The 20,426-nt window shown below is 61.9% G+C and carries 17 protein-coding genes; 3 read left to right on the forward strand and 14 right to left on the reverse strand.

Going from position 1 to position 20,426, the window contains the following annotated elements; all coding sequences use genetic code 11:
- Positions 1-8 precede the first annotated feature (8 nt).
- The 3 genes from GMO_RS07335 to GMO_RS07345 are packed head-to-tail and all read right to left on the reverse strand — an operon-like array spanning position 9 to position 5,848.
- On the reverse strand, positions 9-1,463 hold the full coding sequence (locus GMO_RS07335) for an efflux transporter outer membrane subunit (protein WP_008851703.1): 1,455 nt from the start codon (positions 1,461-1,463) through the stop codon (positions 9-11).
- Complete coding sequence (locus tag GMO_RS07340) at positions 1,460-4,633, reverse strand: efflux RND transporter permease subunit (protein ID WP_008851704.1); 3,174 nt, start codon at positions 4,631-4,633, stop codon at positions 1,460-1,462. The genes GMO_RS07335 and GMO_RS07340 overlap by 4 nt, the downstream gene beginning before the upstream one ends.
- 6 nt (positions 4,634-4,639) lie before the next feature.
- Positions 4,640-5,848: an efflux RND transporter periplasmic adaptor subunit gene (locus tag GMO_RS07345; protein WP_008851705.1), complete on the reverse strand. Its 1,209-nt coding sequence runs from the start codon at positions 5,846-5,848 to the stop codon at positions 4,640-4,642.
- Between the two features lie 103 nt (positions 5,849-5,951).
- On the opposite strand from GMO_RS07345, the gene GMO_RS07350 reads away from it, so the two are divergent.
- On the forward strand, positions 5,952-6,632 hold the full coding sequence (locus GMO_RS07350; protein ID WP_280985124.1) for a TetR/AcrR family transcriptional regulator: 681 nt from the start codon (positions 5,952-5,954) through the stop codon (positions 6,630-6,632).
- Here GMO_RS07350 and GMO_RS07355 read toward each other — a convergent pair.
- The 5 genes from GMO_RS07355 to GMO_RS07375 are packed head-to-tail and all read right to left on the reverse strand — an operon-like array spanning position 6,614 to position 11,936.
- The gene (locus GMO_RS07355; RefSeq protein WP_008851707.1) at positions 6,614-9,100 is read right to left on the reverse strand and encodes a tetratricopeptide repeat protein; all 2,487 of its coding nucleotides are present in this window, start codon (positions 9,098-9,100) and stop codon (positions 6,614-6,616) included. The genes GMO_RS07350 and GMO_RS07355 overlap by 19 nt on opposite strands.
- A complete protein-coding gene (locus tag GMO_RS07360; RefSeq protein ID WP_008851708.1) occupies positions 9,097-9,822 on the reverse strand; it encodes a MotE family protein in 726 nt (241 codons plus the stop codon). The genes GMO_RS07355 and GMO_RS07360 overlap by 4 nt, the downstream gene beginning before the upstream one ends.
- 7 nt (positions 9,823-9,829) lie before the next feature.
- Entirely contained in the window at positions 9,830-10,327 is a 498-nt protein-coding gene (locus GMO_RS07365) for a DUF6468 domain-containing protein (protein ID WP_008851709.1), read from the reverse strand.
- Between the two features lie 14 nt (positions 10,328-10,341).
- The gene (fliM, locus tag GMO_RS07370) at positions 10,342-11,472 is read right to left on the reverse strand and encodes a flagellar motor switch protein FliM (protein ID WP_008851710.1); all 1,131 of its coding nucleotides are present in this window, start codon (positions 11,470-11,472) and stop codon (positions 10,342-10,344) included.
- On the reverse strand, positions 11,469-11,936 hold the full coding sequence (locus GMO_RS07375) for a flagellar basal body-associated FliL family protein (protein WP_008851711.1): 468 nt from the start codon (positions 11,934-11,936) through the stop codon (positions 11,469-11,471). The genes fliM and GMO_RS07375 overlap by 4 nt, the downstream gene beginning before the upstream one ends.
- A gap of 69 nt (positions 11,937-12,005) precedes the next feature.
- On the opposite strand from GMO_RS07375, the gene GMO_RS07380 reads away from it, so the two are divergent.
- Positions 12,006-13,292, forward strand: a complete 1,287-nt coding sequence (locus GMO_RS07380) for a lytic transglycosylase domain-containing protein (RefSeq protein ID WP_008851712.1) — start codon at positions 12,006-12,008, stop codon at positions 13,290-13,292.
- Positions 13,293-13,502: 210 nt separating this feature from the next.
- Positions 13,503-14,921, forward strand: a complete 1,419-nt coding sequence (locus GMO_RS07385; protein ID WP_040508603.1) for an amino acid permease — start codon at positions 13,503-13,505, stop codon at positions 14,919-14,921.
- On the opposite strand, the gene GMO_RS07390 is transcribed toward GMO_RS07385, so the two are convergent.
- The 6 genes from GMO_RS07390 to pstC are packed head-to-tail and all read right to left on the reverse strand — an operon-like array spanning position 14,912 to position 20,248.
- On the reverse strand, positions 14,912-16,153 hold the full coding sequence (locus GMO_RS07390; protein ID WP_008851714.1) for a sensor histidine kinase: 1,242 nt from the start codon (positions 16,151-16,153) through the stop codon (positions 14,912-14,914). The two genes, GMO_RS07385 and GMO_RS07390, sit on opposite strands and share 10 nt — an antisense overlap.
- Before the next feature lie 24 nt (positions 16,154-16,177).
- Positions 16,178-16,894 (reverse strand): response regulator, encoded by a 717-nt coding sequence (locus GMO_RS07395; protein ID WP_008851715.1) that lies wholly within the window; start codon positions 16,892-16,894, stop codon positions 16,178-16,180.
- The gene (phoU, locus tag GMO_RS07400; protein ID WP_040508606.1) at positions 16,894-17,616 is read right to left on the reverse strand and encodes a phosphate signaling complex protein PhoU; all 723 of its coding nucleotides are present in this window, start codon (positions 17,614-17,616) and stop codon (positions 16,894-16,896) included. The genes GMO_RS07395 and phoU overlap by 1 nt, the downstream gene beginning before the upstream one ends.
- A gap of 6 nt (positions 17,617-17,622) precedes the next feature.
- The gene (pstB, locus tag GMO_RS07405; protein ID WP_175282597.1) at positions 17,623-18,393 is read right to left on the reverse strand and encodes a phosphate ABC transporter ATP-binding protein PstB; all 771 of its coding nucleotides are present in this window, start codon (positions 18,391-18,393) and stop codon (positions 17,623-17,625) included.
- A gap of 17 nt (positions 18,394-18,410) precedes the next feature.
- Positions 18,411-19,283, reverse strand: coding sequence for a phosphate ABC transporter permease PstA (pstA, locus tag GMO_RS07410; RefSeq protein ID WP_008851718.1), 873 nt, complete (start codon positions 19,281-19,283; stop codon positions 18,411-18,413).
- A complete protein-coding gene (gene pstC / locus GMO_RS07415; RefSeq protein ID WP_008851719.1) occupies positions 19,280-20,248 on the reverse strand; it encodes a phosphate ABC transporter permease subunit PstC in 969 nt (322 codons plus the stop codon). Before pstC ends, pstA begins: the two co-directional genes overlap by 4 nt.
- Positions 20,249-20,426 lie beyond the last annotated feature (178 nt).

Below are 20,426 nucleotides of genomic sequence, written 5' to 3' on the forward strand. Positions count from 1 at the left end.
CTCTCCGGTCAATGCGTTGCAGGTTTCACCTTAGGCGAAACCGTCGTGCGGCTCCACCCACCTCCGAGCGCACGATAGAGCGTGACAAGGTTTTCGAACCGCGCGGCCTGGATGGTCACGGAATTCAGCTGCGCCTGATAGAGGGTGCGCTGCTGTTCCAGTGTGGTCAGGTAGCTGTCGATTCCGGCGCGGTAGCGCATCATGGCCAGATCGTAGGCTTTCTGTGACTGGTCCACCAGCGAATGCAGATGGAGATCTTCCGCCTTGTAGGTCTGGCGTGCCGTCAGGGCATCCGAGACTTCGCGGAAAGCTGTCTGCACCGTTTTCTCGTACTGGGCGGCATATTGCAGTTTCTGTCCCTTGGAGATGCGCAGGTTCCCCTCATTCTGTCCCCAGGTGAAGATCGGGATCGTGATGTTGGGGGAGACTTCCCATGTTTCGGCGCCCGGTGTGAACAGATGCCGGAACTGGAGCGAGCTTGTGCCTTCCGATGCCGTCAGCGTCACCTTGGGGAAGAACGCCGCACGCGCCGCGCCGATATTGGCGTTTGCGCCCACCAGGGTATGTTCCGCCGCGCGGATGTCTGGGCGCTGCTCCAGCAGGTCCGACGGCAGCCCGGCCGGCAAATCGGCGATCATGGTCTGGGTTCCGAACGGAGCCGGAGGCGGCAGATCATCCGGGATCGGCGTCCCGATGACGAGCTGGAGTGCATGCTCGTCATCCGCAATGGCGCGGGTGTATTGGGCTTTATATGCCTCCGCCTCTTCTACCTGCGTCTTGACCTGCGCCAGTGTCAGGGCATCCGTTTCCCCGTTGTCATAGGACAGCTGTGTCAGACGCAGGGTGTCACGCTGGGATTTCAGTGTGTCTTCCGTGATGGCTAGTTGCGCGCGGTCAGCCAGCCACTGGATATAGGTCTCCGCGACCTGTGAAACCGTGGTGAGCAGGACGTTGCGGGCATTTTCAAGACTGCTCAGCACGCCTTCCGCCTGCTGGCGTGTCAGATTGCGGATGCGCCCCCAGAGATCGACCTCATAGGACGAAAACCCGATGGACGTCTGGAACAGGCGCAGCGTTCCGATGCTTTCTCCCACACCCGGCGCGAAGGAGAAGCCGGCCGTGCTGGACGGACCGTAGAACAGACCCTGCCCACCCGTGGAGATCATGGGAAAGAGGGACGCATTCTGTGCCTGGTACTGGCCCCGGGCCACGGTAATGGCGGCAGCCTGCGCGGCAAGATCACGGTTGTTTTTCAGCGCCAGCCCGATCAGGGCCTTCAGCCGCGGGTCCGTAAAGAAATCTTCCCATCCCAGATTGGCAACTTTTTTGTCCGCTGGCGTATCGCCGGCGTCCGCGTCTTTCGGATAGGTGTTCTGAACCGGCTGGATCGGGCGGTGATAGGTCGGCGCGAGATTACATGCTGACAGCATGAGGAAGGCGGCGAGTCCGAGACGGGTCTTCATGCGCCGTGCTCCCCTTCAGTAGCAGGTTGGGATGTATTCAGGTGGTCATAGGGGTCTTTACGGTCCTTGATGCGCTGCACCCGGAAGAGGCGCAGGATCACGACAAAGAAGACCGGCACGAAATAGACCGCCAGCAGCGTGGCGGAAAGCATGCCGCCAACCACGCAGGTTCCGATGGCCACACGCGCCGCCGAGCCTGCACCCGTTGCGATCGCGAGCGGGAAGACACCACAGACGAAGGCGATGGACGTCATGAGGATCGGACGCAGACGCTCACGCCCGGCTTCCAGAACGGACTCTTCCAGACTTTTCCCCTGCTCGAAGAATTCCTTGGCGAATTCGACGATCAGGATGGCGTTCTTCACGGACAGACCGACGGTCGTGAGCAGACCCACCTGGAAATAGACGTCATTCGCAAGCCCCCGTCCCAGCGTTGCCACGATGGCGCCGAGAACACCCAAGGGCAGCACCAGAAGCACCGCAAACGGAATGGCCCAGCTTTCATAAAGGGCGGCAAGGCAGAAGAGGATCACGATGACTGCAAGCGCATAGAGCGGGCCGGTGGAGCCCCCGGACGCCAGCTGCTCGAAGGACAGGCCGGTCCATTCATGACCGATGCCGGGCGGCAGCTTCGTGAGGATTTCCTCCATGTCCTGCATGGCCTGACCGGAACTGACTCCCGATGCAGGCTGGCCCTGGATTTCGTAGGAGTTCAGGCCGTTATAGTCCTCAACCTTCTGCGGGCCGTTTTCCCAGTGACCGGAGGCAAAGGCATTGAACGGCACCATCGTGCCTGTCGCATTGCGGATATACCAGCGGTTCAGATCCTCCGGCGTCATGCGCGCCCAGGGTTCGCCCTGGATATAGACCTGCTTTACGCGGTCATTGCGCATGAACTGGTTGACGTAGATGGAGCCAAACGCGCCTTCCACGGTGGTATTGATATCCGTGTTGGTCAGGCCGAGGGCATTGGCGCGTTCGCGGTTGATGTCGAGTTTGAACTGTGGTGCGTCCTCCATGCCCAGGGGACGGACGGCCTGAAGATGCGGGTTCTTCGCCGCCATGCCCAGAACCTGGTTACGGGCAGCCAGAAGAGCGGCATGACCCAGATGGCCGTTATCTTCCAGTTCAAGATCGAATCCGGTCGCGTTGCCCAGTTCCATCACGGCGGGCGGGTTCACGGCGAAGATCTGCGCATCCGGGTCCATCCAGAAATGCATCATGATTTCACGTGAGACCGTCATGGTCGTATGCGCACTGCCCGGGCGGTCTTCCCACGGTTTCATGCGGATGAAGAACGCCGCTGCCGTCTGTCCCTGCCCGGCGAAACTGAAGCCGGTCATGGTGAAGACGGATTCGACGTAGGGGCCATATGTTTTGAGGACGTAATCGGTGATTTTGCGGTTAACGGCGGCAGCCTGCTCCTGCGTGGCGTTGTTGCGCATCGTCACCTGACCGAAGATGATGCCCTGATCCTCATCCGGCAGGAAGCCTCCGGGAACCTGGAAGAAGAGATACACCACGCCGGCCGTGACGACCGCGAACACCACCATACTGATGACCGGCACGCCGATCATCCACTTCACACCCCGCAGATAACCATTGGTCAGACGGTCGAAATTCCGGTTGAACCAGGCAGCCGGACCACGGTCATGGGTCTTGTGGGTCGGTTTGAGCATGGAGCCGCACAGGGCCGGCGTCATGACCACGGCCACCAGAACGGACAGCCACATGGCCGCGACGATCGTGATGGAGAACTGGCGATAGATCACGCCGGTCGAGCCATTGAAGGCCGCCATTGGCAGGAACACGGCCGTCAGCACCAGCACGATGCCGACCAGCGCGCCCGAGATCTCGTCCATCGATACGCGGGCAGCCTCTTTCGGAGACAGTCCCTTGTCCGTCATGACACGCTCGACGTTCTCGACCACCACGATGGCGTCATCCACCAGCAAACCCACAGCCAGCACCATGGCCAGCATGGTCAGGGTGTTGATGCTGTAACCCAACGCGCCCAGCAGAGCGAACGTACCCAGCAGCACCACCGGCACGGCGATGGTCGGGATCAGGGTCGCGCGGAAGTTCTGGAGGAACACGAACATCACGATGAAGACGAGACCGATGGCGATCACCAGCGTCTCGATCACCTCATGGATGGAGAGCGTAATGAACGGTTCGGTATCAAGCGGATAAACCGTTTTCAGGCCGGGAGGATAGAATTTCTCAAGCTGTGCGATGCGGGCGCGGACGGCAGCTTCCGTCTTGATCTGGTTGGCACCCGGCGCCAGCTTGAGCGCCATCGCCGAAGCCGGATGGTTGTTATACATCGAGCCCATGGCATAATTCTGGGCACCGAGTTCCACGCGTGCCACGTCCTTCATCCGGACCTGGCTTCCGTCCTGCTGGACCTTCAGGAGGATCTGACTGAATTCCTCGGGTTTGCTGAAGCGGGTCGGTCCGATGATGGTCGCGTCGAAGCCGATGCCCTTCTTGGCCGGAAGACCACCCAGTTCACCGGACGAAACCTGGATGTTCTGGGCTGAGATCGCGTTCTGCACGTCCCCGACCGTCAGGCCGTAATTGTAGAGCTTCGACGGATCGAGCCAGATGCGCATGGCATATTCGGACCCGAACTGCGTATGGTCGCCCACGCCCGACACGCGCGAAAGCGGGTCGGAGATATTGGACGCCACGTAATCCGCGATGTCCTGCCCCGACATGCTTCCATCCGTGGAGATGAGGGCAATGACCATCATGAAGTTCTTGGTGGCCTTCGTGACGCTCAGGCCCTGGGCGGTGACTTCCGTTGGCAGGCGCGGCTGGGCAAGTTGCAGCTTGTTCTGCACCTGCACCTGCGCGATGTCCGGGTTGGTTCCCTGCTCGAACGACAGGTCGATCTCCATCTGGCCGCTCGCATAGGACGAGGCGGACAGGTATTCGAGATGGTCCAGGCCGTACATCTGCTGGAGAATTGGCCGGACGACGGTGTTGTTCACCGTCTCGGCGGAGGCACCCGGATACGTCACCGTAATGGCGATCTGGGGCGGTGCGATGCTGGGATACTGTGCAATCGGCAGGCGCGTGATGGCCACGGCGCCGACGAGCATGATGATCAGACCGACAACCCATGCGAAGATGGGCCGGTCAATAAAGAAGCGTGACAGACGCATGAGGGATCAGTCTCCCTTTCCGGCGGCCGGAACATCCTGCGGCGAGACCTTCGCCCCCGGGCTGACCTTCTGGAGACCGTTGACGATCACACGCTCGCCGCCTTTCAGGCCATCCGTCACGATCCAGTCCGACCCGATGGTGCGCCCCATCTGGATGCTGCGCTGCTGGACCTTGCTGTCCGCGTCCACGAGCATCACGTAGGGATTGCCCTTCGTGTCACGCTGCACCGCCACCTGCGGGACGAGCAGCCCGTTCGGATCAATGCCTTCCTCGATATGGGCATGCACGAACATGCCGGGCAGGAGCAGACGATCGGGGTTCGGGAAAATGGCCCGCATGATCAGCGTACCGGTGGCAGGATCGACCGTTACTTCCGACAGCTGGAGCTTGCCTTTCTGCGGATATTCGGAATTGTCTTCGAGTTTCAGTCCCACGGAGGCCGCATCCCTGCCGTTCCGCTCGATCTGGCCAGAGGCGAGTTCGCGCTTCAGGCGCAGCATGTCGCTCGCGGCAAGATTGACGTCCACATAGATCGGATCGAGCCGGGTCACGACGGCGATGGGCTGTGTCTGCCCGGCCGTCAGGAGCGCGCCGGGGGTGTAGAGGGTCCGGCCGATACGGCCATCGATCGGCGCGCGGACGTGGGTATAATTCAGATTGACTGCGGCGGCCTCGACCGATGCCTTGGCCTGCGCGACCTGTGCCTCGGCCTCACGCGCGGTGGCCAGGGTGTTATCAAAATCCTGTGAACTGACTGCATGGGCCGCCACAAGCGGACGATACCGGCGCAACTGGCTCTGTGCACGGGCGGCGGCGGCCTGTGCGTTCAGAAGCTGGGCCTTCGCCTGATCGTAGGCTGCCTGATAGGGCGCAATATAGATCTGGAACAGTTGCTGACCGGCCTTGACGTCCGCGCCTTCCGTAAAATCACGCGAAACAATGACGCCGTTGACCTGCGGACGGATCTGGGCCTGTTCGTAAGCCTCCACCCGGCCCGGAAGCGAGGTTTCAAGCGTGACGGGCTGGGTCTGGAGCGTCATGACGCCAACGGGCTGGGGCGGCATGGAAGCGTGAGGCGTTTTCTTCTGGCATGCTCCCAGGCAGACGGCCAGCAGGGCCAGAGCAGCCGCGCCGCGCCTGTTCTTCTTCCCCGAAACGGCCCCGCCTGCACCATCGAATGACTGGTTTGAAAACGATTTCTGAAAAGAAGGCATGATGCGGGCGCTATCCTATGATACAGAAACCATGCAGTTTCCTGACTGAGAGGGAAACTAGCGGGTTTCTTTGACTGACGTCAATTCAGAGTATGTCACCAGAGTGGAGTTTAACTTGAATTCGTCCTCTTCCACCTTCCCTGAAGGTTCCCTGTCCGGCGGCTGTGGTCGCACGCCCCAGCTGGACGAAAGGGAGAGGAGGACAAGAATTCTGGATGCGGCCAGTTCAATGCTGGCTACACATGGATACCATGCTGCCTCCATGGACAGCATCGCCGCCTGCTCGGGAATGTCCAAAAAGACGCTCTACCAGTTTTTCGATTCCAAGAAAGCCCTGTTCGAAACGCTGATTCTCGAACGGCTTTTTGCCCCGATCAATTACACGCCCTCACCGGATGAACCGCTCGACCGTCAGCTGTTCGGTCTCATGAGCTACGTTGCGCGCGTCCTATTCTGCACGGAACGGCTGAGCCTGCTGCGGTCCGTCGTCTCCGAAACCAACCGCAACCCGGCCGTGCGCCAGCTGGTAGCGGACCTTTTCCATCTCTCAGGGCACGGACTTCCTCTTCAGGGATGGCTGGAACTCCAGAACCGAAACGGCAACCTGCATATCCAGGATCCGCATGAAGCAGCCGATCTGCTGTTCGGCATGACACTGGGTGGCCCCCTGCTGGCCAGCCTGACGTTCTGCAAACCGGAACGGCGCGGGGAAAATCTGGACCAGTTCATTGCCTATGGCGTCGAGGTCTTTCTGAAAGGCCACCGCTACCCACCGACACCCTGACCTGCCCCTGAAGCAGGCCCATCAGGCTTTTTGTTTTCTCCGACCAGAAGCCTGAACATGGTCTCCGCCGGGGTGTCCGTCATGCATGCGTCAAAACGGGTGCGGAGCCAGGCAATGACGTCCTGCGCCCGCGCACGGGCCGCATCTCCGCCAAGACGCAGGATCAGAGCCTGCTGTGCCTCGGAAAGAGGCGTGGTCACGGGGCCCGGGCCGGGAAACTGCTGCCCGAGCAGACGCTGCAATGCGGGTACGGCCCGACCCCAGTCCGAGGCTTTTTCCGCAAGATCGGCCTGCAGGGTCAGGACCCGGGGATCATCCAGTCCGGCCAGTTCCTGCATAGCCTTACCGTCCTGATGCTGCGCCACGTCGATCCGGGCTTTCAGTAACGCCACCTCCACGTTCCGTGGCGGAGGATGACCGGCCAGAGCCGTCACGACCGGGGGCTGGATACCTGCGAATGAGGCCAGTGCAGTCTGGGCCGCCGCGATGTCCCCCATGGCCAGATCCAGCCTTGCAAGACGGATCTGTGTGCTGTCGCGTTCCGGTGGTATCTGGAAGGTACGCAGGCTCAGCAGCGTCTCCCTTTCCTGCTCCGGAAGGCCGAGCGTCTTGTAGCGATTGGCCAGAGCCGTCAGGAAATTGCGCCGCAATCCATCATCCGTCGCATGTTCAAGGGCATCTTTCAGGAGAGTGACATCCTGCATGGCCTGATCCGGACCCTGTGGGATCGTCTGCGCCATGGCCTGTGCTACAATACGCTGCTGGGGCAGGACATGGTCGGCGTCCTGTGGGTAAAGCCGGCTCCACTCCTGGATAGCATTCTGGGCTTTGCTCAGATCCTGCGCCGCCATCAGGGCCTGCAACTGCAACAGGCGTGCAGGCGCCTCCCGGCCGGCAACACGCAGCGCCGGAAGCAGACTGTCCAGCTGGCTTGCAATTTCACCCGGTGGCCGTGATTTCGCTGTCAGGGCCAGCCTAAGCTGCTCCTCACGCGCTACGGGCCAGACGAGCATCGACGGATCATGCGTCAGTCTGGCCAGCTTCGCGTCTGCATCCGGCATTTTGTCGCGGGCCGCCAGAAGAGCCTCGGTCAGAGGGGGAATAGCCGGTATTTTTTTCAGCGCAGACACGGCATCGGAAGAACCATAACGCGCCACCCATTCCGCTGCATGAGGCAGAAGCCTCTGCTTCAGAGCCTGTGCATAACCAGGCAGAACCGGAAGGCCAGCGGCAATCAGATCAGCGGTCCGTTTCCTGTCTTCCGGCTCAGGCATGACGGCTTCATTATCCGGCTGGTGCGATGGGAGAACGATGCGGGTCATGCCGCGCCAGAACTGGTCTTCCGGAGCCGTTCCGCCTCCTTCTGGCAAAAGAGCGGCATTCGGGCGCTGGTTCAGAACTGCTGCAATCTGAAGAAGCCGCTGCACATCCGGACGGGCCACGCCTTCGGGATTGTCCTGCAATGCGACATCCATGACCTCTGCGATCAGAGGTCCATTGGCCAGCCGGGCGGCGGACTCCGCCACACGCAGCCTGGCTTCGAAACGCTGCCCTGCCGGGGCCAGCGCCGCCGTCTTCTCGGCCCGGCGCAACCCTTCTCCCTGTCCGGATGTGCCCAGCCCTACCCCGGAAAGAGACGCGCCATAAGGCTGAAGCTGCCCTGTCGCCAGAAGCGGGAAACTGTCTGGGCCTGTCGTGTCCAGAAACAGAACATTCCCGGCCTGCCTCAATTCAATCGCGTCGGAATCGGCGGCCACGACTACGCCCATGAGACTGGCGCGAATGGCAAAGCCGGCTCCGTGACGCGTCCTGCCTTTTGATACGACACCGGAACGCGTCAATCCGAGCAAAAGGCGCCTGCCGGAATCCGGATCATCCAGCGCCACGACCTGGGGGACGTCATCTGCCGCGGGAGATGTGAATGTCAGGGCGCCCTGTGTCTGGCCCAGAAGCATGTCGGGCTGGAGTTTTGCATCCGGCGACAGTGAGACGGTCCAGCCGCTGCCTGCAGGACGCAGGACGGGATCAGGTCCGCCCGCCATGCCGATCGTCACGATGGTAACACTGTCCAGCAACCGGCTGGACAGGGATGCAAAGGTGCCGTCCGCCGCGAAACCTGCCGTATCCAGCACATGCCTTCCGGATGCGACGAGTACGAGCCGGTTCCTGTCCCGGAAAGCCGCGACAGAGGTCATTTCACCAAGCGGCAGCCACAGGCCGGTTGCTCTGGGAGACGTGGACGGTACAGGCGCCGGGGACGGAGGTGTCATGCCCGACGGGGGGGCGTGAGACGCGCGGGCTTCCTGTACGGCGGCTTCGGGGTGCGGAAGAATTGGAGAGGGATCGTTCACGAAGGTCCATCCCGATGGCAGGGCATCGCCTGTCTCGGCCTGATGGGCGACGGGATGGGCCAGCGCCATCCCGGACAAACACAGGAACATCAGGGCAGCCGGGAACAGGCGCATCATCCATTGCCACCAGTCGACACGACCGCCGCCGGATGGACGTGTGCGTTGGCCAGAAGCTGCGTCACCAGAATGGCGCGCTGGGGGGACATGGCTTCCATGATCGCAGACGCCTTGCGGGCATTCATGCGGTTCAGGAGTGCGACACCGACCCGAAGATCAAGGACATTGAAAATAGCTGCCGCATCCGCCGGTTTCATGGCTTCATAAATGCGGACCAGCCTGTCCGCGTCCTGATTCAGCAGTACGTCCGAATGATGCTCGCTCTCTTCCAGCGCCGAACGGGATGCGTCCAGCGCGGTCATGCGACGTTGCAACTCGGCTTCGGCCGCATCAACGAGACGCTGCCGGTCATCCAGCTGAGCGGATCTGTGATCCAGTTCCTTCTCCCGTTCGGCCAGCTGGGTTCTGAGAGCCGGGTCCGCGGGAGAGACGCCGGGTGGTGGCATCACCGGTCCCTTGCAGGTGTTGGCCGCACACAGGCTGGCCGTGGGGACAATTGGTATGGCCGCAGGAGCGGGCGTCGGGACCGGTAGCTGAACGGGCGAAGCCCCGGATGCCGGTTGTGGAGGCGAGGGCGCAGGCTGCGCCATAGCGGCTGACGTGACGGAACTGGACGGATCATCGGGCGTGGCGGATGTCAGATCACCGGCGATGGCGTAAATCTTGAGCCCTAGCAGGACGATCATCAGTCCGCAGGCCAAATGAAGAAGACGGAAGAACATTCTCCCGTTATCCCTGTCGCTCACGAAGGGCACGGATGAACTCCCGTTCCGCCGCGCCCTTGCTGCTGCTTTTCGTGACCCGTCCCTCTTCCTGCCGGAAACGCTTTACAGCCCTGAACATGTCATCCCGGGAAGAGGGAGCCGGTTCAGGCGTGTCTGCCACGGCAGACTGGGCCGGAACGCGACCGAGGGGAAGCAGGGTCTCCAGTTGCTGGGCCAGCGTTTCGGAACGTTCGCAGAGCACGACGAGATCACGCTTGAGGGTCTGTCCGGATTCCACTGTTTTGCTCAGGGCGCGCCCGACGATTTCTGTTGTCTGGCGCAGGTGGTCTATGCCGGCTTTCGCCTGAGTACTGCTGGATTGCAGGCTGGCGATCAGGGCGTCGAGCTGATGGCGGTCACGACGCAGGACCGACAGGGCACGTCCAAGGTAAAGGCTATAAAAAATCGTCACCAGCAGCAGCACTGACAGGGCGATTTCGAGGCTCAGCTGAAACCTGTCCATGATGATGCTCCGAACTAGCTGTAGGAATTGAACCGGTCCGAGCCGGTATTCTGGTTGACGGTCTCTTCGATCCGGACGGCGGCATGACCATGCCGTTTGCCAAGTTTTCCATGGAACATGGTGCGTCCCCCACATCTGATCCGGACAAGTGCCTCGGGATCACGGCGCAGGATGAGCCTGTCCCCGGGCGCGAGGGCCAGAATGTCACTGAGATTCATTGTCTGCTCTTCCAGCACGACATCCAGCGTCATGTCCGTCTGCCAGAGTTCCTCGGCCAGATGGTTCTCCCAGATTCCGTCATGGCCGAATTTCTCTCCCATGAACTGCTGGAGAAGGATTTCCCGGACGGGTTCCAGCGCGGCATGGGGCAGGACCAGATCCACATCACCCCCTCGCCCGTCCATGTCGATTCCGAACCGGGAGAGAACGATGCCGTTGGACGCCCGGCATATGGTGGCGAAACGGGCATTGGATTCCAGCCGTTCGAAACGGAAATTGACAGCGCAGAGGGGACTGAAGCTGGTGGCCAGATCTGTCAGGACCATGCGAACCAGAGGCTCAATCAGCGCCCGCTCAATGGCGGTGTGATGGCGGCCGGGCTGGCGCGTGTCAGGCATGCCGGAGGGCGGGATATCCTGACGCACATGGCCGCCGAGCAGGGCATCCACCACGCTATAGATCAGGGGAGAGCTAATGACGAGAACACCGTAATTATCCCACTCCTCCGCCTTGAAGACCGCGAACATGGACTGTCCGGGAATATGGGCGAGATAATCCTCGAACCGCTGGGAACTGAGCTGGTCCAGGGTGACTTCAACGTTGTCACTGGTGAAATTGCGCAGACTGGTCGTGAAAATCCGGATGAAGCGGTCGAACACCACCTCCAGCATCGGCAGACGCTCATAGGAGACAGCCGTCGTGCTGATGAGACGTTCGATGTCCCGTCCTTCTGCGGGCGTGCCGAAAGCAGGGTCATTCCGGGCCAGACGGTTCGCTTCCGCCGCATCCAGAATCCGGCCTGTGCCCTCGTTTCCATCCACGAATCCCTGCCCCTGCCCAGGATGGGCGGGAGACCGGCCTGCTGGCGGCGTCCTGTCGGGAGGTGGGGAAACATCTGCCCCGTTTTCGAAACGGGTATCGCTCACTGGACAAGAACCTCCGCGAAAAAGAGATTCCGCACCTGCAGAGGGGCGACGATATTGGTGATCTGGACCAGCATCGTTTCCCGCAGGCGGTAGATCCCGCTGCCCGCAAGCTCCTCGGGGCGCATTCCGTGCAGACATGTCTGGAAAGCATCCTGAATCTGCGGCATCAGGGTGCTGATCCGTGTGGCTTCTTTGCTGTCTTCGATTTCAAGCTGCGCATTGATGCGGACATAACGGATCCGCCCTGTCCCGGAATCGAGATTGGACAGGACGGGCGGAATGGGGATGGTAATCCAGCGAACGGTCCGGCTGGCGGCAGAGACGGGCGAAGGAGCGGAATGATGGAAATGACGCCAGGCAAAGGCGCCGCCACCCAGGAGGAGCAGACAGATCATGCCGGCAAGAAGCATGATCCTGCGCCGACCGCCTTTCTTTTCTGTCGTTTCAGTTTCCTGAGATTCCATTGCCACCGCTCGACTGCCTTCTCTTTCGGACAGTCCGCATCATCATCTGAAAATGTTAACAGCGGGTTTATGGGGAACAGGAAAAGGCATGTTGTCCTCTCCGCCGGAACACTTGCATTCGCCGCGCTGGTACTGTCGGGATGTGCCTCCCAGCGCTCGCCCTACAACCGGTATTACATGGCGAACGGAGCCTACAGGGCACCGGGAACGCCTACGGACCCGTGGGGGCCGTATATCCGGCAGGCGGCCCAGCGCTTCTCGATTCCCGAAGACTGGATCCGCGCCGTCATCCATCAGGAATCGGGCGGACATGAATATATGGACGGACAGCCCATCACCTCCAGCGCCGGCGCCATGGGGCTGATGCAGCTCATGCCCCAGACCTATGCCGACATGCAGGAACGTTACGGGCTGGGATCCGATCCTTATGAACCGCATGACAACATCATGGCGGGAACGGGATATATCAGCATCCTGGCCCGCAAATATGGCGCGCCAGCCTTTCTGGCCGCGTATAATGCCGGTCCGGTCCGGCTTGAGGATTACCTGTACGAGGGGCGTCCGCTGCCGAGCGAGACGGTCAATTACGTTGCCAGCATCACGCCTCATCTGGGGACACAGGTGGCCATGACTGGACCGCTGGCCAGTTACGCCAGCGCATCACAGCTGAATGCCTCGCCGATGGAGGTTGCAGAGGCGCCTGAAACGCAGCAGGCGCCTTACAGCAGCCAGATGATCGCCATGCAGTCCGCTCCCGTTCAAAGCAGTGGTCAGACAAGCGTCAGTGCTGTCTGGGCGCGCCGACATTTCACGCCCGTCCCCTCCTCCTCAGGACCTCTTGAAGCACCGGCACCGGTTGCGCCCTGCAACGCTGATGACGCCTACGATCCGAGCGTCCCCTGCGCCGATACGCCCATGCCCCAGCAGGAGCTGCCCCCGCCAGCCGCGACGGCAGCACCCGCGGCCGAACCTTCATCCTCCGGCATGGAGATGACGGCATCCAACCTGCCGCCGCCTCCGGTCATCCCGACTCCTGCGCGCAGTCCCGCCCGACAGACGACATCGCCTCATACAGTCGTGGTCGGATATCACATGCCTGGAAGCTATGGACCGTGGGGCGTTCAGGTCGGCGCTTTCGCGAATATCGGTCAGGCCCGGTTTGCCGCCACGATGGCCCGGCAGACGGCCTTTTCGTCTCTGGAGTCCGCCCGAATCGAGGTTCAGCCGACCCTGGCTCACGGGACGCGGTTCTGGCGTGCGCGGCTGACCGGAATCAGCCGCACGGGAGCGGCGCATGCCTGCTCGACGCTAGCAGGCGAAGGCATGGCCTGCATGGCGGTTCCACCCGGCCACTGAGCCGGGGCATCGTGCCCGTACGGCACAGGGAAAACAGCGCCACAGGTCTCCGGTCTCTTCATCCTGCGGACAGAAACCAAACCGCGTTGGCAACGGGACAAGTTTCGCCTATGTTCCCATGCATTCCGGGCATGGCAGCTGCGCATTGCGCGTAGACAACAGGTTCTCCCTTCCAACCGGCCCTATTTTTGACTTCCACAGGATGTGCAGATGACGACCAGCCCTGCTCACGATCATGTTCCCTCAACGGACGAGGTCATCAGCGAGGAAGGGTATCACAAGGATCTGGATCGCCGGCATGTGCAGATGATCGCCATTGGCGGTGCCATCGGGACAGGCCTGTTTCTGGGAGCCGGATCGAGACTTCAGGTGGCGGGGCCCTCGCTGGCGATCATCTATGCGGTCTGTGGCCTCTTTTCCTTCCTGATCCTGCGTGCCCTTGGCGAACTGGTCATGTACCGCCCCACCAGCGGCAGCTTCGTGACCTATGCGCGTGAATTCCTGGGGGAAAAAGCCGCCTATGCCGCAGGCTGGCTGTCCTTCCTCAACTGGTCGATGACCGGCATCGTCGATATTACCGCTGTCGCGCTCTACATGCATTACTGGGCGGTGTTCCTGCCTGTCCCGCAATGGGCGTTCGCGCTCGTGGCGCTGGGAATCGTGGGTACGATGAACATGATCGGCGTGAAGTATTTCGGGGAAATGGAGTTCTGGTTTTCCCTGATCAAGGTCGTGGCGCTGGCGCTGTTCCTGATCGTGGGGGCAATCATCCTTGGCGCGCGCGTCCCGGTGGATGGCCATGCGACCGGCTTTCACCTGATCACCGAAAATGGCGGCCTCTTCCCGCATGGGATCGGGGCGGCGCTTCTGCTGCTTCAGGGGGTGGTTTTTGCCTATTCCGGCATCGAACTGCTCGGGACGGCGGCCGGAGAATGCCACGACGCCCGTGAAATCCTGCCCGGTGCCATCAACAGCGTGATCTGGCGGATCGGGCTGTTCTATGTCGGATCGGTCGTTCTGCTGGTGTGCCTGCTGCCTTGGACGGCCTATCACGCCGGGACAAGCCCGTTCGTGACCTTCTTTCAGGCCCTGGGTGTGCCGGGCGTCGGGACGCTGATGAACATCGTGGTTCTGACGGCGGCGCTCTCCAGCCTCAATTCCGGGCTGTATTCCACAGGGCGTGTCCTGCGGGCCCTGTCGCTTGGCGGCTCCGGCCCGCAGGCACTGTCCCGCCTCAATCGCAGTTCCGTGCCGTATGTTGGCATCCTGGCGACACTGGCTGTCTATCTGGTGGGTGTGGGGCTGAACTACCTGATCCCGGCGCGCGTGTTCGAGGTGGTGCTGAATTTCTCGGCTCTCGGCATCATCAGCACATGGGGTTTCATCCTGATCTGCCAGCTCCGACTGCGGGCAGCCATCAACCGGGGGGACATTGCGCCGACCACCTTTGGAATGCCGGGCGCGCCTTATACGACATGGGCCACACTGGGCTTTCTGGCCTTTGTCGTTCTCATGATGGCCTTTGACTATCCTGACGGTACCATCACGGTCAGCGCCATTCCGCTGATCGGGCTGGTTCTGGTCGGAGGATGGATGCTTCTGGGCCGCAGCCGCTCCGGTCAGGCATGATCCGGATCTGAACCATTCCGGCTTTCACCGGCCGCCGGGAGCCAGACAAGGCAGGTGGCTCCGTTTCCCGGGCTGCTGACGATTTTCAGACGTCCGCCATGGCGGTCCAGGATATGGCGGACGATGGACAGGCCCAGCCCTGTGCCTTCCCCGTCCTGCCGGGCTTCTCCCACGCGATAGAACCGTTCCGTCAGACGCGGGAGGTGATGGGGGGCAATGCCGCAGCCATTGTCCTGCACTCCGATTAGCACACCGTTTTCTGCCGGCCAGGAGTCATCCGCCGTGATCTGGCGGCGGGCGAAAAGCGTGACGGTCAGCCCATCCTCCGCTCCGGCGCCATAACGCAGGGCATTCTCGATCAGGTTGAGGAGCACCTGCGTCATTTCGTCTTCATCGGCATGGATGAGGAGCCCATCTTCCACATCCACGCGAAGGTGGCGGTTCTCCTGTTCGAAGCGGGGTGCAATCTCTCCGAGAACCACCGCCATGAGTTCGGAGACGTCCAGTAGATCCCGGGGCCGCTGATGCTCATGGGCCTGCACGCGGGAGAGGTAGAGCAGTCGGTCGATCAGGCGTTTCATCCGGGCGCATTGCTGAGCCATGATGTCCAGAAACTGGGTGCGCAGCTGCACGCTTTCCCCTGCCCCGTCCTTTAGCGCGTCAATGAAACCGCTCATCGACGCAAGCGGGGTCCGGAGTTCGTGACTGGCATGGGCCACGAATTCCGTTCGCATCCGATCCACAGCCTGTGCGTCGCTCCGGTCGGACAGGACCACCAGCAGACGGCGGCTCCGTCCCTTACCGCCAGGCAGACGGCGCAGGGCGAGATGGAGGGTACGGGGGACGGGAACGTCCAGTGTCAGGGTCGTGGAGCAGAGTGGGACGGGATCTCCTTCCGTTGCCGGCTCCGCCCGGAGCGCTGCGAAAAGGGCCGCGCGCGTCGCCGGATGCCGCAGGATGGCCCCCATGGAATCACCGAACTGCGCAATGGCGTCTTCATTGGCGTGCAACAGTGCGCCGAGCGCATCCACCAGTAAAACGGACGCGGGAAAGGCGTCGATCGGAAGGCGCAGATCCGGCGCAGACAGGTCCGCCACGGTCCGCACATCCGAAGGCCGGACCGTGCTCCGGCGCCTGTACAGCACGGAAGCAACGAGGCCGCCCCAGCCGCCCAGCGCTGCCACGCCCAGAGCGACCGTCAGCGGCAGGAGCATGTCATGCGGGGCAGCCATGTCTTCCCGTGTCGGACCTGATCCTCAAGAGGGCTCGACCGGGCCGTCATCAAGGGCATAACCCGCTGCCCGGACCGTCCGGACCATATCTACCTCGCCTGGAGCGTTGATGGCTTTGCGGAGACGGCGGATATGCACGTCGATGGTTCTGATCTCGACATGAATGTTCTGCCCCCAGATGCGGCGCAGCAGATCTTCACGGGAAAAAACCTTGCGCGGGTTGCGTATCAGAAGGTCCAGCAACCGGTATTCCGTGGGGCCGAGGGTCAGCTGCCGTCCTGCCCGTTCGGCGCGGTGAGTTTCCGGGTCCAGCGTGATGTCCGCGAAGGACAGGACATCATAAGACGACTGGTGCCGCCGCAGAAGCGCCCTCAGCCGCGCATCCAGCGTGTCGATGCTGCAGGGTTTGGGCAGGTAATCGTCTGCGCCTGTGTCCAGCCCACGGATGATATCCGGCTCATCCGAGCGCGCCGTCATGAGAATGACGGGCAGGTCACGCAGGCCTGGATTGCTGCGGATGCGGCGACAGACATCCAGCCCGGAAAGGCCTGGCAGCATCCAGTCGAGGACCGCGACATCGGGACGGGAAGCCTCAAGCATGGCAAGGGCGGTTTCCCCGTCCGGAGCGGTTTCGACCCGGTAGCCGCGCTGTTCCAGGTTGAAGCGTGTCATCAGCAGGAGGGCAGGATCATCCTCCACAACGAGGATCAATCCCTTGGCGCGTATCGAAGCCGTCGTCATCAGCGTGCGTCGGGCTCCGGCAGGCCTTCCGCCGCGGCGGGACCGCCACGGGGACGCAGGGACGGCAGGTTTTCCCCCGTTACGGCGTAGAAGACGCGCTCGGCGATGTTCGTGGCATGATCACCGATCCGTTCGAGGTTCTTGGCGATGAACAAGAGTTCCGTGCAGGAACGGATATTGCGCGGGTCTTCCATCATGTAGGTCACGAGTTCGCGGAACAGGGCCGTGTAATATTCGTCAACCGCACGGTCCGAATGCCAGACTTCCATGGCGCGGTTGGAATCCTGCTGGGTAATGGCGTCGATGGAGCGGCGGAGGTTGTCCTGTACCAGCCGACCCATGCTCCGCAGGCCCGAGAGGGAAATCTGCCCTTCGGCGATCTGGATCTTGAGCGAACGCCGCGCGATGGAGGCGGCATAGTCTCCGATCCGCTCCAGATCACCTGTGATCTTCAGGGCGGCGACAATTTCGCGCAGATCCCCGGCCATGGGGCTTCTGAGCGCGAGGAGACGGATGGACAGGCCCTCGACGTCGCGTTCCAGGTCGTCCACTTCCGGATCCTGCCGGGCGGCGGCTTCGGCGGCTTCCTCGTTGCGGTCCGCGATTGCGGAAAGGGCCAGGGCCACCTGGTTTTCCACGATACCGCCCATCTGCGCCATCATGGATCTAAGCTGGCCCAGCTCCTGCTCGTAGCTTTTGACGATGTGAGATCTGTCAGCCATGGCGGATTATCCAAATCTTCCGGTGATATAGTCCTGGGTCTGCTGCTGGCGCGGATTGGTGAAGATACGATCCGCACTGTCCACTTCGATCAGCCGTCCCAGATAGAAGAACGCCACCTGATCGGCGCAGCGGGCGGCCTGCTGCATGTTATGAGTCACAATGGCGATGGTGAACTCTTCCTTCAGTTCATCGAGGAGTTCCTCGATACGGGCGGTGGAAATTGGGTCCAGCGCAGAGGTCGGTTCGTCCAGCAGGAGGACTTCCGGCCTCGTGGCGATGGAACGGGCGATGCACAGGCGCTGCTGCTGGCCACCGGAGAGACCGGCTGCGGGAGCGTGGAGACGGTCACGCACTTCGTTCCAGAGCGCCACACGGGTCAGGACGTCCTGAACACGATCATCCATCTCTGATCTGGAGAGCTTTTCATGCAGGCGCACGCCAAAGGCGATGTTGTCATAGATCGACATGGGAAAGGGTGTCGGTTTCTGGAACACCATACCCACGCGGGAACGCAAGGTGTTCAGGTCGATGGCCGTGTCGAGAATGTTGCGGCCGTCGAACAGGACTTCACCCGTGGCCCGCTGGCCCGGATAGAGGTCGTACATCCGGTTGAAGATCCGCAGCAGGGTGGATTTGCCACAGCCGCTCGGGCCGATCATCGCCGTAACCTGACGTGCGGGAAAATCGATCGTGATGTCGTGCAGGGCGTGGTTCTGCCCGTAATAGAAGTTGACGTTGCGGACCGACAGGGCCACCTGCGGTTTGGTCTCGTTCATCATGGAATCCTGTAGGGTCATCCGCGTCGCGCCGAGATGCGGACGGCAATATTGATGGCCAGCACACCTAGCGTCACCAGCAGGGCGCCAGCCCAGGCCAGTTGCACCCAGTCTTCGTAGGATGCGCCGGCATACTGGTAGATCGCGATCGGCAGGCTGGCCATCGGCCGGTTGAGACTGAAGGACCAGTTCTGGTTCCCGAGGGACGTGAACAGCAGGGGAGCAGTCTCACCGCTGACACGGGCCAGCGCGAGGAGGATACCGGTCAGCACGCCCGTTCTGGCGGAGCGCAGGCAGAGGGACAGGGTCACGCGCCAGCGCGGCGCACCCAGCGCCGCACCGGCCTCGCGCATGGCGGTTGGCACGAGACGCAGCATGTCTTCCGTGGTGCGGACAATGATGGGCGTGGCGAGGATGGCCAGCGCCACGGCACCTGCGAAACCCGAGAAATGCCCCAGCGGCGCGACCAGCACTTGATAGACGAACAGACCCACCAGAATGGAGGGAACGGACATCAGAACGTCGGAAACGAAGCGGACGCAGGAGGCGAACCGGTTGGTTTTCCCGCCATATTCCGAAAGATAGATCCCGCAGCCCAGTCCGAGAGGCGTGGCCATCAGAAGTGCCAGGAACGTCTGAATGATACTGCCGGCAATGGCGTTGGCCAGACCGCCTCCGGAACCCGGAGGCCCCATGGCTCTGAGAAACACGCTGCCAGACAGGCCGGCAATACCGCGAGACAGGAGGGTCCAGAGGATGGACCCCAGCACGAGGACAAGAATTCCGGCCGCCACCATGCCGAAAGCCGTTGCCAGCCGGTCAGCTCTTTGGCGGCGGGCGCCGCGCGGGTTGGGTCTCCAGCCGCCGGAAGACGATGGCAGGGCGTTCACTGGCGTCCTCCCCGCAGGATCCGCGCCAGACTCAGGCTGGCAAAGGACAGAAGCATCAGGATGAAACCGAGTGCCAGCAGGGAAGACAGTTGCAGCGAACCGGCCGGACTTTCGGGGAACTGAAGGGCAATCAGGGACGCCACTGTGCTGCGCGGCGCGAAAAGGGACCAACCAACCGCTGTGACGTTTCCGATCACGAATGTCACGGCCATCGTCTCGCCAAGCGCCCGTCCCATGCCGAGGACCACCGCGCTGATCATGCCGGACCGGGACCAGGGAACCACGATCTTCCGCATCACTTCCCAGCGTGTCGCCCCCAGACCATAGGCGCTTTCCCGCAGCATGTTGGGCATGGCTTCGAAAACGTCACGCATGACGGCGGTCATGAAAGGGGCGATCATCATGGCCAGAACGATACCTGCCGTCATCAGGCCGGTCCCGAACGGAGCGCCGGAAATCAGGGGACCAAGCCCGGGAACATGTTTGAAATGATGGCCAAGAAACGGCTGGACGTGCCGCGCCATGAAGGGGACGATTGTAAAGAAGCCCCACATGCCGAAAATAATGGAGGGAACGGCAGCCAGAAGCTGCACCGCCGTACCGACGATAAGGGCGACGCGCGGGGCGGCTATGGCAGTCAGCCAGAACGCCGTGCCGAACGCCAGCGGCAGGGCAATGACGACGCCGATCAGCGTGCTGACCAGCGTGCCGAACAGTGGCGCCAGCGCGCCGTAGACATGCGTGACCGGGTTCCAGACATCACGAAAAGCAAAGCCGAAGCCGAATGTCCGAAAAGCCTGGCTGCCCCCGACCCCCATGAGGACGACCAGGCCGCCCAGAACCACCAGCACCAGAAGAGCCGCTGCGGCCACGAAGCCATGAAAGGCCGTGTCCGCCCCACTACGATTTGTGGCACTGGAGGATAGACGGGCCTTTTCGGACTGTCTGGCTGGAGCGGCTGTCATGCAGGGCGGGCTCTGACTTTGAAAAAACGGGCACGATCCGGCGACAGGCGCCGTCCTCTGAGTGCATTAGCCGCCCGTTTCCCGCAGGACAACCGGCGGATGGACACCGGAGCATGAAAGATTTGTGTCATAGGGGCATTTTCCGCCGGGCCTCATCTGAAACGCCAGTCGGCGGAGA

The sequence above is a fragment of the Gluconobacter morbifer G707 genome (assembly GCF_000234355.1).
Lineage (GTDB): Bacteria > Pseudomonadota > Alphaproteobacteria > Acetobacterales > Acetobacteraceae > Gluconobacter > Gluconobacter morbifer.

Coding starts and splice junctions, on each gene's coding strand:
- GMO_RS07365 (WP_008851709.1), bottom strand. CDS start 10,327: ATGGACAGGTTTCAGCTGAGCCTCGAAATCGCCCTGTCAGTGCTGCTG.
- GMO_RS07355 (WP_008851707.1), bottom strand. CDS start 9,100: ATGATGCGCCTGTTCCCGGCTGCCCTGATGTTCCTGTGTTTGTCCGGG.
- GMO_RS07340 (WP_008851704.1), bottom strand. CDS start 4,633: ATGCGTCTGTCACGCTTCTTTATTGACCGGCCCATCTTCGCATGGGTT.
- GMO_RS07395 (WP_008851715.1), bottom strand. CDS start 16,894: ATGACGACGGCTTCGATACGCGCCAAGGGATTGATCCTCGTTGTGGAG.
- GMO_RS07360 (WP_008851708.1), bottom strand. CDS start 9,822: ATGTTCTTCCGTCTTCTTCATTTGGCCTGCGGACTGATGATCGTCCTG.
- GMO_RS07375 (WP_008851711.1), bottom strand. CDS start 11,936: ATGGAATCTCAGGAAACTGAAACGACAGAAAAGAAAGGCGGTCGGCGC.
- pstC (WP_008851719.1), bottom strand. CDS start 20,248: ATGACAGCCGCTCCAGCCAGACAGTCCGAAAAGGCCCGTCTATCCTCC.
- GMO_RS07390 (WP_008851714.1), bottom strand. CDS start 16,153: ATGGCTGCCCCGCATGACATGCTCCTGCCGCTGACGGTCGCTCTGGGC.
- GMO_RS07380 (WP_008851712.1), top strand. CDS start 12,006: ATGGGGAACAGGAAAAGGCATGTTGTCCTCTCCGCCGGAACACTTGCA.
- GMO_RS07335 (WP_008851703.1), bottom strand. CDS start 1,463: ATGAAGACCCGTCTCGGACTCGCCGCCTTCCTCATGCTGTCAGCATGT.
- GMO_RS07345 (WP_008851705.1), bottom strand. CDS start 5,848: ATGCCTTCTTTTCAGAAATCGTTTTCAAACCAGTCATTCGATGGTGCA.
- GMO_RS07385 (WP_040508603.1), top strand. CDS start 13,503: ATGACGACCAGCCCTGCTCACGATCATGTTCCCTCAACGGACGAGGTC.
- phoU (WP_040508606.1), bottom strand. CDS start 17,616: ATGGCTGACAGATCTCACATCGTCAAAAGCTACGAGCAGGAGCTGGGC.
- pstB (WP_175282597.1), bottom strand. CDS start 18,393: ATGAACGAGACCAAACCGCAGGTGGCCCTGTCGGTCCGCAACGTCAAC.